Annotated in this window: 11 protein-coding genes; 7 read left to right on the top strand and 4 right to left on the bottom strand. The window is 48.7% G+C overall.

Annotated features, from left to right (window positions below; genetic code table 11):
* Positions 1–355: 355 nt before the first annotated feature.
* A complete protein-coding gene (locus DFR27_RS06740; RefSeq protein WP_121876696.1) occupies positions 356–1,585 on the bottom strand; it encodes an aspartate aminotransferase type Ic in 1,230 nt (409 codons plus the stop codon).
* Between the two features lie 235 nt (positions 1,586–1,820).
* Between DFR27_RS06740 and DFR27_RS06735 the strand changes: the two genes are divergently transcribed.
* Positions 1,821–2,528: an OmpA family protein gene (locus tag DFR27_RS06735; RefSeq protein ID WP_121876695.1), complete on the top strand. Its 708-nt coding sequence runs from the start codon at positions 1,821–1,823 to the stop codon at positions 2,526–2,528.
* Between the two features lie 198 nt (positions 2,529–2,726).
* On the opposite strand, the gene dbpA is transcribed toward DFR27_RS06735, so the two are convergent.
* Positions 2,727–4,097, bottom strand: a complete 1,371-nt coding sequence (gene dbpA, locus DFR27_RS06730; protein ID WP_211327589.1) for an ATP-dependent RNA helicase DbpA — start codon at positions 4,095–4,097, stop codon at positions 2,727–2,729.
* A gap of 155 nt (positions 4,098–4,252) precedes the next feature.
* Between dbpA and DFR27_RS06725 the strand changes: the two genes are divergently transcribed.
* The 5 genes from DFR27_RS06725 to bfr (DFR27_RS06705) all read left to right on the top strand — a co-directional run bounded on the left by DFR27_RS06725 (position 4,253) and on the right by bfr (DFR27_RS06705) (position 9,435).
* Positions 4,253–5,995 carry a DUF885 domain-containing protein gene (locus tag DFR27_RS06725; RefSeq protein WP_121876694.1) on the top strand — a complete coding sequence of 581 codons (1,743 nt, stop codon included), beginning with the start codon at positions 4,253–4,255 and terminating at the stop codon, positions 5,993–5,995.
* A gap of 71 nt (positions 5,996–6,066) precedes the next feature.
* A complete protein-coding gene (gene bamJ, locus DFR27_RS06720) occupies positions 6,067–6,681 on the top strand; it encodes a BamJ family beta-barrel-assembly machinery protein (RefSeq protein ID WP_121876693.1) in 615 nt (204 codons plus the stop codon).
* Between the two features lie 272 nt (positions 6,682–6,953).
* Positions 6,954–8,174, top strand: a complete 1,221-nt coding sequence (locus tag DFR27_RS06715) for a GGDEF domain-containing protein (RefSeq protein WP_170150807.1) — start codon at positions 6,954–6,956, stop codon at positions 8,172–8,174.
* A 299-nt stretch (positions 8,175–8,473) separates the two neighbouring features.
* The gene (gene bfr, locus DFR27_RS06710) at positions 8,474–8,947 is read left to right on the top strand and encodes a bacterioferritin (RefSeq protein WP_121876691.1); all 474 of its coding nucleotides are present in this window, start codon (positions 8,474–8,476) and stop codon (positions 8,945–8,947) included.
* Entirely contained in the window at positions 8,947–9,435 is a 489-nt protein-coding gene (bfr, locus tag DFR27_RS06705; protein ID WP_121876690.1) for a bacterioferritin, read from the top strand. The genes bfr (DFR27_RS06710) and bfr (DFR27_RS06705) overlap by 1 nt, the downstream gene beginning before the upstream one ends.
* A gap of 30 nt (positions 9,436–9,465) precedes the next feature.
* Here bfr (DFR27_RS06705) and DFR27_RS06700 read toward each other — a convergent pair whose 3' ends face one another.
* Together DFR27_RS06700 and DFR27_RS06695 are read right to left on the bottom strand one after the other, a co-directional pair.
* Positions 9,466–9,669, bottom strand: coding sequence for a (2Fe-2S)-binding protein (locus DFR27_RS06700; RefSeq protein WP_121876689.1), 204 nt, complete (start codon positions 9,667–9,669; stop codon positions 9,466–9,468).
* Between the two features lie 122 nt (positions 9,670–9,791).
* Positions 9,792–11,288, bottom strand: a complete 1,497-nt coding sequence (locus tag DFR27_RS06695) for a flavin-containing monooxygenase (protein ID WP_121876688.1) — start codon at positions 11,286–11,288, stop codon at positions 9,792–9,794.
* A gap of 399 nt (positions 11,289–11,687) precedes the next feature.
* On the opposite strand from DFR27_RS06695, the gene DFR27_RS06690 reads away from it, so the two are divergent.
* Positions 11,688–13,289, top strand: coding sequence for an isocitrate lyase (locus DFR27_RS06690; RefSeq protein WP_121876687.1), 1,602 nt, complete (start codon positions 11,688–11,690; stop codon positions 13,287–13,289).
* Positions 13,290–13,439: the final 150 nt, after the last annotated feature.

Below are 13,439 nucleotides of genomic sequence, written 5' to 3'. Positions count from 1 at the left end.
CGTGAATACAAATTGGCCGTAAAATTCGGCAAAAAAAAGTGCCGCTATATTAACCGCAAAACGCGCTTATTGCTACGATACGAATACAGTCATTCTAGTTGCGTACTGGGAAGAAAACGAATTGCCACGCGCGGGTGTTTCGGTTTGGCTCTAATTGGGGGGGAGTCGCTTGAATTTGTGGCCGAATTTGCTGTAACTGCGCGGTAGCGTTCTAACAATGAGGGCGAACAGTGTCCAGGATCAAGGCGAGATAGTTAGGTTCAACGGGCGCCAACCCGTGCGCGCTGTGACTAACGCGTGAGCCAATTACACTCGCCGCGGCTGAGCTAACACCGCGGTAAGTGAGAAATGGTGGCTATTGGGCTGTGGCCAAGGCTACACAGAGGCAGAAGGCATCCATTGCTTCGTCTAGCTCGGCGACACTTGGGAAGCTTGGTGCCAAACGAATCACCGAGTCACTGTCATCATTTCCGTAGGGGTGCGTGGCGCCAGCGGGAGTCAGTTTTACGCCAAGACCAGCCGCTAGTGCAACGATTTTTGTTGCGGTGCCTTGCGGTGCATAAAAGGTGACAAAATAGCCACCGTTGGGTCTTGTCCATTCGCCCTGTGAGGGTGCTTTGAGGTGCTCATCAAGTTTACGGACTACTAGTTCCATGCGCGGCTTGATGAGCTCAGCGTGAAGTGCCATGTGATTAGCTAATGCCGATTTAGTTGGGAACAGCTTCACATGACGAAGCTGATTTACTTTATCGGGGCCGATAGAGCTCATTCCCAGATGCTTTAGGAAGAAGGCTCGCTGAGTATCACTACAGGCCATAAAGGCAACGCCTGAGCCCGCATGGCTAATCTTCGATGTCGAAGCAAAGAGGAAGGCAGAATCTAGAGTGCCTGCGGCCTCGCTGAGGGCCCAAAAGTCTGCAAGCGGATCGGGATGCTTGTTATCGAGGTGGTGAACGGCATAAGCGTTGTCCCAGAGGACAATAAAACCATCACCAGCAAGATTACCCAGATTTGCTAAGCGCGCTACGGTCTCATCGTCAAAGGTGACGCCGGTTGGGTTCTGATATTTTGGTACGCACCAGATCCCTTTAATGCTCTTGTCATTGCTAACGAGTTCTTCGGCCAATTCCATATCAGGCCCACCCGCAACAAGGGGCACTGGAATCATCTTAATGCCCAGTTCTTCACAGATGCTAAAGTGGCGGTCGTAGCCTGGGGTTGGGCAGAGAAAACTAATCTCACCTTGCCAGCTTGGGTTAAACAATTTTTGAAACAAAACAGTTTGATACATCATGGTGAGTGATGAGTTACCGCCGGCAATAACAGCTGATTCCGGGGTATCTAACAACCATGAACCCAGTGCTTTGATATCCGCTAAGCCATCCAGCCCACCATAGTTGCGCGTGTCTGTATTGCTCGCGACAAAGCTGGACTCAAGAATGCCGTCAATCCGATCTGCCAAATTGAGTTGCTTCGCACTTGGCTTGCCACGAGTGAGATCAAGCGCTAGCTGTTTGCTTTGATACTGGGTGTAGAGAGTCTGTAGGTTTTCGGTACTCAAAGTTCCAAGAGGTTGTTGGCTCACGTTAAAGCTCCTGCGGAGGGTAATGGAGTTCAGTATACAATCTAGCGCCTATTTTGGCTGAGGCTTTTAGAATGGGTCAAATGAATTTAGCGCATTGAAGCTATTCTTATTATGCCTGTCAGTTTTGATCAGAGTTCAACCATTAATGTTAATAGTGTATCCCCGCTAGTGTCAGATTTGAGTGTTGTAATGAAGTCATTGAAGACAAACAACTAACTCGCTAGAGGGAACAACCATGACATCATCAATCTTTAAAAATACAGCACTGGCCACTGCACTAACCATTGCAACAATGGCTCCAGCGGCTATGGCTGAAACTAATAATACGCTTGAAGCGAAACAGGGCGCTACCTTTCTCGGCGGCGCAATTACCGGCGCTGCAGTGGGGGGGCCAGTTGGTTTCGTCATTGGTGCGGTATTGGGCGCCTATTACGCCGAGGAGCTAGCCGACGCAGATCAGGTAGAGCAAGTGACACTTGAGATGCAGGATCTAAACGTGAGTTTGGCTGAGAAAACTGCCGAAGTAAGGGCGATTGAAGCGCGTTTAGTTCAACAGCGTCAACTTCAGCAACAGTCTTTACTGGCGCTAGAACGCGCGTTAAATGTTGAGACCCTTTTTGCCACCGATCAGTACGAACTTTATGACGGCGATAAGCGTCGTCTTCAACAAGTTGCTCAAGCTTTAAACGAATACCCTGAGGTGCTCATTGAAATTCATGGCTTTGCCGATCACCGCGGTGACGCGAATTATAATGCCGAGCTGTCGCAAAAACGGGCTGATGCGGTAGCTAGCGCATTGGTTGAAGCAGGAATTGACTCTAATCGGCTGGTGGTTGTAGCCGGTGGTGAAGTGGTGACCGCGGAATTGGGAGGAGATCTAAGTCGCCATCGCCGAGCCACCATTAATATTGAGCTTCTTGCCACTGGCATTGCACAGAACTGAGCGTCGGCACCGCCAAGCGCTGTTAACTAAGTCTCAAAGAGCCCTAGGGATATCACCTTAGGGCTTTTTATTGAGGTTCATAGCGTTCGTTTCTTGGATTTAGTCATTTCTAGCGTTTGTGGTAGTCCCGCAAGCCCTTTCCTTAGGGCCTGTGAACTGACGAATTAGAAACCAGCTGCGAGCTGGCTCAGGTAGCTCTCAGAAGCGACGTGACTTGTAGAACCGTCCTTTGATTTTACCGTTCTGGAGGAAGGAAATGGCTTTGGCTGCAGCGGGCCTGGCAATCGCGATATAGGACTGAAAGTTGAGGATCTGAATGGCGCCAATCTGATCGCCACGAAGTCCTCCGTCACCCGTTAATGCCCCCAGAATATCGCCCTTGCGGACTTTATTCTTCTTGCCGCCAGCAATGGCAACGGTGACGTACTCGGGCTCTTTCGGTTTCGCCGCCTGCACAAAGTCAGATGGAAACGGCACAATTCGCGCGTCATCGTCATTCGATAAGACTTTATCGACTAAATAGCTCGCACCAAGCAGTGTAACGGCAACCCCTTTTTTACCCGCGCGGCCAGTCCGACCGATGCGATGGGTGTGAGTAGCTCTATCACGGGCGAGTTCATAGTTGAGCACCAAGTCGACATCATCAATATCAAGACCTCGTGCGGCCACATCAGTAGCTACCAGTATCTGAGTGCTCAGGTTGCTAAAGCGGACGATGTTTTCGTCGCGCTGCTTCTGCTCTAGATCACCGTGAAGTGCCAGTGTAACGAAGCCGGACTCATAGAGTTCTCGGCTAAATTGCTTAACATTGGCAATCGTGTTGCAGAAAACGATAGCAGTGGTGGGTTCCAATTCGCTCAAGATAGATATTGCGGCTTCATTTGGGGCTAAATGACTGCAGTCATAGTAAGTGTGTTCAATGGTGTTATTAGTTACCACGGGCTCTGAGCTAATACGCTCGGCATTACGCTGAAAACGACTGCTAATGGACTCAATTCCCTTTGGGAAGGTAGCAGAAAACAGCCAGGTATGTTCGCGCTGGGTGCATTCGTCTAGCAGCTCGCTGATGACATCAATAAAACCCATGTCCAGCATTCTATCAGCTTCGTCGAGCACCACGGTGTGAACGCGATGCAGCGGCAGGCTCTCCTTGCCAACAAGGTCAGCAATTCTGCCGGGAGTGCCGACGACAATATCGCAACCATGTTCTAACGAGCGCAGCTGCGGCCCAATAGGTTGGCCTCCACAGAGCGTTAGGATTTTTAAATTCTCAATCAACACAGCCGCTTTACGCAAACTCTCCGCGACTTGCTGGGCCAGTTCTCGAGTAGGACATAGCACTAAGGCCTGAGGTACTCGTTGTGCTGGCTTAATGTACTGCAGAAGTGCCGCCCCGAATGCCAGCGTTTTACCGCTGCCGGTTTGGGCTTGAGCAATAATATCTCGGCCTTCGAGAAGTAGCGGCAGACTGTCACGCTGAATAGGAGTAAGTTGACGAATATTTTGACTGTCTAGAGCTTTAACGATGCGCTCATCAAGTGGCAAATCGCTGAATTGAGAAATAGGCACAAGGTGCTCCTCTAAAGTTGATAGAGGCAGTATACCAGTCAAATTTCATGGGCGCGGATAAATTAGCACTAAATAGGGTCTTCTTTTACGCGCCGATCAATTTCCATGCGGCAGTGTGCTAACATCGTTGCAGTTTTATAAAAAGGAATAGGCTAATGCGTGTTATCAAGACCTTCGTGGCGGTGGCTTTCATGAGTTTACTTGGCTGCTCTGATGCGAATCTCGATTTTGAGAGCCAGTTACAGGCGGAGTATGATCGACGGGTCAACTCGTCGCCACTGGCGATGTCGATGCGTGGCGATCGCTCTCGCAACGGCGAGTGGGGTGAGTTTTCACCGGCTGCTGCCACGACAGAGTATCAGGCAGATTTGGCCTATCGGTCAGCATTACTCGCCGTCGACGCGATGTCACTATCGACGGCTAATAAGCTGAACTTACAGATGGCATTGTTTGAGGTTAACGATCGTATTGAGGCGTATGAGTACGGCTCACATCTACTTCCGCTAACGATGCGTGAAGGTCCGCAAACTAGCTATGACATTGCTTCCTATCTTCGCTTCGAAACCGAGCAAGACTTTATCGATTGGGTTGAGCGTCTCGAGACGATTGATCAAATGCTCAACGGCTATGAAGCCTTGATGCGCGAGGGTATGTCTCGCAATCTCGTCCAGCCGCGGGTGGTGATGGAACGAGTTGTTCATCAACTGGATCTGCTGTTAGCAGGTAGCGCCGAGGATAACGCATTCTATCGGCCGTTCGAGAGTGAAGTGTTAGATCAATATGCCTCCGCGGCCACGATTCGAGCCAGGGCACAGGCGGCTATTAGCGATCACGTCATTCCCGCGTTCGCGGACTTTAAAGCATTCTTCGTCAATGAATACCTGCCGGCTTGTCGCGACCAACCGGGCGTAGGGGGCAACGCCGAGGGACTTGCTTACTACCAATACTTGGCAAAACACTTCACCACAACTTCGTTGACGCCCGCGCAGATTCATCAGATTGGTCTTGATGAAGTCGCTCGCTTACGTGGTGAAATGCACGAAGTGATGGAGGAAGTAGGCTTTGAGGGCGAATTGCTGGCGTTTTTTGATTTTCTTCGCAATGATCCGCAGTTCTATTACTCAACCTCAGAGGAACTCCTCCAGGCCTACCTGGCAACCTCCAAACGGCTTGATCCAGAATTAGTGTCGTTGTTTGGACGTCTGCCGCGCACACCCTATGGTGTCAAAGCCATTCCGGATGAAATCGCGCCGGATACAACCACTGCCTATTATATGCAGCCGGCGGTAGATGGATCTCGCGCAGGCTACTATTACGTCAATCTCTATGCGCCAGAGAGTCGTCCTATTTGGGAGATTGAAGTGTTATCGGTGCATGAGGCTGTGCCTGGGCATCATCTGCAGATAGCGCTAGCACAGGAGCAGGAGTCGCTGCCACCATTTCGTCGTGAAATGGGGATTGGTGCCTTTGTAGAGGGTTGGGGGCTCTATTCAGAGCGCTTAGGTTATGAGATGGGGCTATATCAAGACCCCTACTCCAAGTTCGGGCAATTAACCTACGATATGTGGCGTTCAATCCGGCTGGTGGTTGATACAGGTATCCACGCCATGGGCTGGAGCCGAGAGGAAGCTATTGAGTACTTCAAGCAAAATGCCCCGAAATCGGAACTTGATATCGTTAACGAGATTGACCGCTATATCGGTTGGCCGGGGCAGGCGCTTGGTTACAAGATAGGCCAGCTAAAAATCCTTGAGCTGCGTGCGGAAGCTGAACGCCGTTTGGGGGAAGAATTTGATATTCGTCGCTTCCACGATGCGCTACTTGAAAACGGTTCAATCCCCCTAGATGTTCTGGAAACGCGGATGCTGGAGTGGATGGAAGAAGAAAATGGGCGCTAGGGGTTTTATTTTTAGAAAACGCCCCTATATAAGAAGTTCGACAAAGAATTTATTCACTTAAGAGAGATATTATGACTGATTTCAACACGACTGAGGAACGCGTAAGCTACGGTATTGGCCGTCAAATGGGCGACCAGCTAGCTCAAGGTGCTTTCAAAGAAGTTTCCTTGGCCTCTGTTATCGCCGGTATTACCGATGCGATGGAAGGCAATGCAAGCGCCGTTCCTGAAGCAGAGCTTAGCGCTGCATTCCAGGAAATCATGGCTCGTATGGAAGAAGAGCAAAAAGCTGCTTCGGCTGACGTGATTGCAGCGGGCGAAAAGTTTCTTGAAGAAAACGGTCAGCGTCTTGAAGTAACCGTTACCGAGTCAGGCCTTCAGTACGAAGTACTTACGCAGGGTATCGGCGAGAAGCCAAGTGCAGAAAGCACCGTTTCATGTCACTACCACGGTACGCTAATTGACGGTACTGTCTTCGATAGCTCAGTAGAGCGTGGCCAGCCGGCTGAATTCCCAGTCTCTGGTGTCATCGCTGGTTGGACTGAGGCGCTTCAGCTGATGAACGTGGGCTCTAAGTACCGTTTGTACGTTCCTTCTGAGCTAGCCTATGGCGAGCGCGGTGCGGGTGGTGCAATTGGTCCATACCAGACATTGGTATTCGACGTAGAGTTACTTGCCGTCGTCTAATCACCCAAGTACACGCTAACGCTAGGCATCATGTTTAGTGTTAACAAAGAGCCCTGCCAATTTCGGCGGGGCTTTTTTTTTTGCAAGTCAAATGGGGAAATAGGGCCAGCAAGTAGGCCTATCTAGCTTTAGCTCAGACGGCGCGAGTGTGATTGAAGTCTGCTTTGTCGGTTGTCAGCGTTACGCAATGTTGTTTTTAGCTTCCACCCGAAAAGCTAGCGCGCTACACTCGATGAAAAATAAAATAATGAGATGACTGAATGCTAGCTGTCATGAATTGGTCACGCAATTTGCCTATCCTTCTTGCCATATTGATGGCCGCCTTCGCGCTGAATTCTTCCTGGAAGGAAGGTGTGCCGGCGTTGGAAGTTTACGCGGTTATCACCCTCACGATATCCTGCTTACTGGCCTTAACCCTTCGTCAGACTCGGTTGTTATTTCTTTCTATTCTGTTGGTGTGGTCTGCCTTCCTAGCACCGCTACTGGTGAATTACAGTGCCCAGCCATTAATTAGCTCGGCGATCTATAAACTGGTGGCAATCATAGCGGTTTGCCTCGTTACACTTTTCAGTGATGGGCCGTTTCGTCGTCAACAAACCTTGGTCTTTACGCTGCTACTGGGAATGATTTCGCTGGCTGGGTTTAGTTCATTTGGCTTAAGTACTACTCAGCTGGAAAGCTGGGGCGTCGCAACATTACTGCCTTGGGAGTTAGTTAGCTTGACGGAATTGGATGCACTGCTGCTAAGCATTCCCGTTATGACAACGCTGATTCATTTCGCGCTAACACGCCAAGCGGATCTTAGCTATGTGGTGGTGTCTTGTTTTGTTCTTCTGCTCATCAACAACCCTGATTTGATCACGCGGCTTTGGCTGCTGATCTCGGTTGAGGGCGCGCTACTTATTGTGCTTCTGCTAACAATGAGTCAGCGAGTTTGGCGTGATAGTTTAACGGGTCTGCCTGGACGCCAGCGTTTAGACTCAGACCTTAAACGAATGCCGGTGGGATCACTGGCAGCGTTCATTGATATTGATCACTTCAAAAAATTTAACACCAAGTACGGCCACGCCAACGGTGACATCGTGTTACAGCGCGTAGCCAAAGATCTAGCGCGGTGCGGCTTCGCTCAGGCTTATCGCTATGGAGGTGAAGAGTTTGTGCTATTGACTAAGCCTATGAGCTTAGAGCGCTTCACAGCGCAGCTAGATAGCCTACGCGAACGAATCGGCACACGGCGCTTTCAACTAACGCCAATGGATGTCAACACTAAGGGTGCAAAGGGCTCCGGGACTTCGGGCAAAACTAAGAAGGCGGTGAAAGAGAAAGCTATCTCCGTAAACATTAGTGCGGGTGTTAGTAAGTTACTACTCTCAATGAGCCATCAGGATTGGTTGAAGCAAGCAGATGATGCGCTTTACAGGGCCAAGTCGTCCGGGCGCAACTGCGTAGTTGTGACTAAAACACTCATTGAACGTCGATCGAAAAAGCGTTAGATCTGCCGGATCAGTTGAACAAAACTGAAGTGTCGATATCTTAGACCAGAAAAGCATTCGCGCTTTAATCGGTTGAGCGATTTCTGCATAACTTAACAATGAGCGCGTGTTGCGTTTGGTTGATGAAAGGCGGAATTGGCGCTAGGCTAGTTTAAGTCTTCGTTATAATTTTGCAGCGATCAGAGATCATCGGCTTACCTTTCGCTCTGAAAGACACATTACCGAAACGATCACTATAAATAATGGATCCTTGTCAGATGATCTAGACAAAACGACCCTGAAGCGAGGTAGCTAGAGCTATGCAATCATCTCCAGTAATTATATCCACTCTTAACAGCGCCCTAAAAGGGCAGCTCACGTTGATAAACCAAAGCTTTCTGCACGCGCGAATCGCTAAAAACTGGGGGCTTTGCGAAATTAATGAATACGAGTACAAAGTCTCTATTGGAGCAATGAAAGATGCCGATAGGTTGATTGAGCGTATTCTGTTGCTGGAGGCGCTGCCTGGTATGCAAGCGCTTGATCGTTTGCGTATTGGTGAGGGTGTTGTGGAAATCTTTAACGGTGATTTGCGGGTTCTTGAGCCGATCATGGAACAACTTCGCGATGGGATAAAATGCTGTGAAGCGGAGAAAGATTTTATCAGTCGAACATTATTAGTGGATCTCTTAGGTACCGCGGAGGACATTGTTGATTGGATTGAAACCCAGCACTGGCAAATTGACAATGCAGGGATCGAAAACTATATCGCCGCGCAAATGGAGTCAGAGTGATGAAAGCGAATACTCAAGTCGTAGAGCATTTACAGCTACTTTTGAACAATGAACTCATGGCGCGCGATCAATATTTGGCGCATGCGAGTATCCTCAAGGATTGGGGTTTAGACGCTATTGCCGAGCGAATGTTTCATGAGTCAGAGGAAGAGGGCGAGCACGCTCAGGCATTAATTGATCGAATGCTCTTTCTAGAGGTGACTCCCAATATGAACTCAGCGTCGCCAACGCGAGTTGGGTCAACAATTGTAGAAATGTTTGAGTTTGACCTAGTGGTTGAGCGAGAGGTTGCGGCGTTGCTTAAGCAGGCTATTAGTGTTTGTGAAACTTCCGCGGACTATGTTACTAGGGAGATCTTGGTGAAGTTACTCGATGATACCGAGATGGACCATATGTATTGGCTAGAACAGCAACTGCGCTTAATCAAAATGGTTGGACTAGCCAACTTTATTCAATCTCAAATGACGGCTAAACCGGCAGCGGAGTAGAATGGCCAGTTAGCAGTTAGCAGTTAGCAGTTAGCAGCTAGCTGCGGCGTCAGTAAACTCAGCGGCGGTATGGGTAGAATGGTGACTTAGCTGTTCAGTCACGTCTTCAAGACACATCCCGCAGCCACTCGCTACATTTAGCTGGCTGCGCAATTGATCTACAGTTCTTGCGCCTCGAGTGACGGCATTGTTGATCTGTTGTTGTGTAATTCCAGCGCAAACGCAAACAAACATAATAGAAGCTCCAGTTGATGCTCATAACATTAATGAGAATCGTTCGCATTATCAATAGGTTTTTTTGCGTAGCGCGATAGTTTGTAGATCAGCGGTAGTAAACCTTGGCTAAATAGCGCTGATTACGGGGCGTTTTCCGTCTCAGCGCGCGATGTGAACTGCAAAAATTCGTCTTCAATACGTCCTTTGCGGAAGAACTTTACGTCTGGGCCATAGCTCATAGACATATCCCACGGGCTTGCTTGGCCTTTCTTCGGCATGAGATGAAGTGAGCGCTGGATATAACCCGCACCAAAATCCAAAAGTGGGCTGGTGGTAAAATTCTCGGTTGGAACCTCGGGTACACACTTTGCGTAACCGGTGACCTCCATATGATTGAAGACGCGACAAAAGTATTCGCAAAGTAAGCCAATCTTTAGCGTCCAGGATGCATTGGTATAGCCTACCGCAAAGCAAAAATTCGGTACGCCGGATAACATTGCTCCTTTGTAGGTCACAGTGCTAGGGAAGTCGAGGGGTTTTCCGTCAATAATGATATCAACCCCACCCATAAGCTTAATGTTCAGTCCTGTGGCGGTAACGATGGTGTCGGCTTTAATTTCCTTTCCAGACTTGAGTTTGACGCCGTCGTGCGTGAAACGCTCAATGTGATCCGTTTGCATGTCCAGATCACCACGATGAATGGCTTTAAAGAGATCGCCGTCGGTCACCGCGCATAATCGTTGATCCCAAGGGTTATAGGGTGGAGTGAAGTGTTTAGCCACATCATAGCCCTCGGGAAGCCTACTAGCGACATGGCGTAATAACAGTCGTTTAGCGAGCTTTGGGAAACGCGTGCTAAATCGCCAGAAACTTCGGTGGAAGAATATATTTTTTTTCCGAATTAGTGCGTGTGCTGTTTGCTTCGGGAAGATCGACTTGAGCAGGTTGGCAATTGGATCCCCAGTCGGCAAATGCATCATGTAGGTGGGTGTACGTTGCAGTAGGGTAACGTGCTCCGCCACTTTAGCGAGTTCGGGCGCTAGAGTAATAGCGGTGGCTCCACTGCCAATCACCAACATCTTCTTATTTTCAGCAGTGAAGTTTTCAGGCCAATGCTGCGGGTGTATCAGCTCGCCATCAAATTCATCAAGGTCATTGAATTGTGGTTGAAAACCCTGCTGGTAATCGTAGTACCCAGTTGCCGAGAAGATCCAGCGAGCTTTAAGAGTGACTTGTTGTTGTGTTTGTTGATTAAGCGTTGTGACACACCAAAGGCTGTCAGATGAGTTCCACTCAAGCTTTACCACTGCCGTGTTGAAACGGATATGCTGACGAATACCGTACTCATCCGCCGTTTCATTCAAGTAGTCGAGTATAAGCTGAGCTGATGCAATGGACTTATTAGACTCCCAGGGTTTGAACTCGTACGCGAAGGTATAAAGATCCGAATCAGATCGAATGCCTGGGTACTTGAATAGATCCCATGTGCCGCCAAGATTCGCTCTGCTTTCTAGGATTGCATAACGCTTGCCGGGACAGTCACGTTGAAAGTAGTAGGCCGCGCCAATACCTGAAATACCAGCGCCAACAATAAGCGTGTCGAGTACTTCAATCTGGGTGTTGTTATCTGAAATCATGATTATCTGCCGAATTATTGTTATTAGAGGTGACTTATATACACCACTTAACAACATTTCGGTTTAGTTCTCAAATGAGCGCTGGTTGAAAAGCAGGCAATTCGTTGATGACCAAGAAAAAAGCTAAAAAAAGTGAATTGTAGTAAAACTACAGATTGCGAAATTTGCGTTAAAAATTTCCTGTAAGAAAAACTACTTACTCACTACAGGCTAGTGAAATCAATGCTTGTGTCTGTGTAGCTAGTATTTAAAATGTGTCGTAAAACTCACATGAATGGCAAATTGCAATTGATAAATATGGTGAATGGTTGCTAGAGATTACGCTTATTTCACAAAGCTAGGGGGTCCGAGTACCTTGAAGTCAAGCAACGAAATTAACCCAGTAGGAGGGTCGTCACCATGGCTTACAAAAATGAAATTGAATTGATCAACGCGCTCAAAGCATCACGTGGCGAAGCATGGCGTAATATTAACCCTGAGTATGCAGCACGTATGCGTGCTCAGAATCGCTTCCAGACGGGGCTAGATGTGGCGAAGTACACGGCTGGTATCATGCGCAAAGACATGGCCGAATTCGACGCCGACAAGACTAAGTACACTCAGTCGCTAGGTTGCTGGCACGGTTTCATCGGCCAGCAGAAGATGATCTCTATCAAGAAGCATCACGGTACCACTGACAAGCGTTATCTCTACCTTTCTGGTTGGATGATTGCAGCACTGCGCTCTGAGTTCGGACCGCTTCCGGATCAGTCAATGCATGAGAAGACCTCAGTACCAAGCCTTATCGAAGAGCTTTACACCTTCCTTCGCCAGGCTGATGCACGTGAATTAGGTCACCTCTTCGGCGATTTAGACAAAGCGCGTGCAGCGGGTGATGAAGTGGCTGAAGCTGCAGCGATCAACGCCATCGAAAACTACGAAACGCACGTAGTACCTATCATTGCTGACATCGATGCAGGTTTCGGTAACGAGGAGGCAACTTACCTGCTAGCGAAGCGTATGATCGAAGCGGGCGCGGCATGTATCCAGATTGAGAACCAGGTTTCCGATGCGAAGCAGTGTGGTCACCAAGATGGAAAGGTAACCGTTCCTCATGAAGATTTCCTTTCTAAGATCAATGCAGTTCGCTACGCATTCTTAGAGCTAGGTGTTGACGACGGTGTTATCGTTGCGCGTACAGATTCATTAGGTGCAGGCCTTACTCAGAAGATCCCAGTGTCTAAAGAGCCAGGTGACTTAGCCTCTCAGTACAATGCATTCTTAGAGACTACGCCAGTTAATGGTCCAGAGGACATCAATGACGGCGACATGATCATCAAGCAAGATGGTGAGCTTCGTAAGCCAGTTCGTTTGCCAAACGGTCTATATCGCTTTAAAGAGAATACAGGCTTCGATCGTGTTGTTTTGGACTGTGTGACTAGCCTTCAGTATGGTGCCGATCTACTTTGGATTGAAACTGAGAAGCCTCACGTACAGCAGATTGCTGAAATGGTTAACGCAATTCGCGCCATTGTTCCTGATGCTAAGTTAGTTTACAACAACTCACCTAGCTTCAACTGGACCTTGAACTTCCGTCAGCAGGTATTTGATGCTTGGACTGAAGAAGGCCGTGATATGTCAGAGTATGACCGTGATAAGTTAATGTCTGTAGATTACGACACCTCTGAGCTAGCGGTTGAAGCTGATGTTCGTATTCGTGACTTCCAGTCCACTGCGGCACGTGAAGCGAACATTTTCCACCACTTGATCACGTTGCCGACTTACCACACTGCGGCACTGTCAACGGACACGCTGGCACAGGGTTACTTCGGTGGCGAAGGCATGTTGGCATATGTTCGTGGCGTTCAGCGTCGTGAGATTCGTCGCGGTATCGCTTGTGTTAAGCACCAAGACATGGCCGGTTCAAACCTCGGTGACGATCACAAAGAGTACTTCTCTGGAGATCAAGCATTAAAGGCTTCAGGTGAAGACAACACTATGAACCAGTTCGAAGTAGCGTAATTATCGCGCTTACTTCGAACCATTAACATTTCAGTTAGTTTTACCACATTGGGCGAGTCGTATGACTCGCCCTTTTTTGTTCTAGCGTGGGCAGCTTCGCACGGAGCGAGCATGAAATTTTTGCTAAAAGCCGTTAGTCTTAATGAAAAT

This window comes from Umboniibacter marinipuniceus, assembly GCF_003688415.1.
Lineage (GTDB): Bacteria > Pseudomonadota > Gammaproteobacteria > Pseudomonadales > DSM-25080 > Umboniibacter > Umboniibacter marinipuniceus.
Note: the sequence above shows the minus strand (reverse complement) of the source record. Positions and strands in the feature narration are given on the sequence as shown.

Bases quoted from the DNA above. Each gene is read 5' to 3' on its own strand.
- DFR27_RS06735 (WP_121876695.1), top strand. From the start codon at position 1,821: ATGACATCATCAATCTTTAAAAATACAGCACTGGCCACTGCACTAACC.
- DFR27_RS06725 (WP_121876694.1), top strand. From the start codon at position 4,253: ATGCGTGTTATCAAGACCTTCGTGGCGGTGGCTTTCATGAGTTTACTT.
- bamJ (WP_121876693.1), top strand. From the start codon at position 6,067: ATGACTGATTTCAACACGACTGAGGAACGCGTAAGCTACGGTATTGGC.
- DFR27_RS06715 (WP_170150807.1), top strand. From the start codon at position 6,954: ATGAATTGGTCACGCAATTTGCCTATCCTTCTTGCCATATTGATGGCC.
- bfr (WP_121876691.1), top strand. From the start codon at position 8,474: ATGCAATCATCTCCAGTAATTATATCCACTCTTAACAGCGCCCTAAAA.
- bfr (WP_121876690.1), top strand. From the start codon at position 8,947: ATGAAAGCGAATACTCAAGTCGTAGAGCATTTACAGCTACTTTTGAAC.
- DFR27_RS06700 (WP_121876689.1), bottom strand. From the start codon at position 9,669: ATGTTTGTTTGCGTTTGCGCTGGAATTACACAACAACAGATCAACAAT.
- DFR27_RS06695 (WP_121876688.1), bottom strand. From the start codon at position 11,288: ATGATTTCAGATAACAACACCCAGATTGAAGTACTCGACACGCTTATT.
- DFR27_RS06690 (WP_121876687.1), top strand. From the start codon at position 11,688: ATGGCTTACAAAAATGAAATTGAATTGATCAACGCGCTCAAAGCATCA.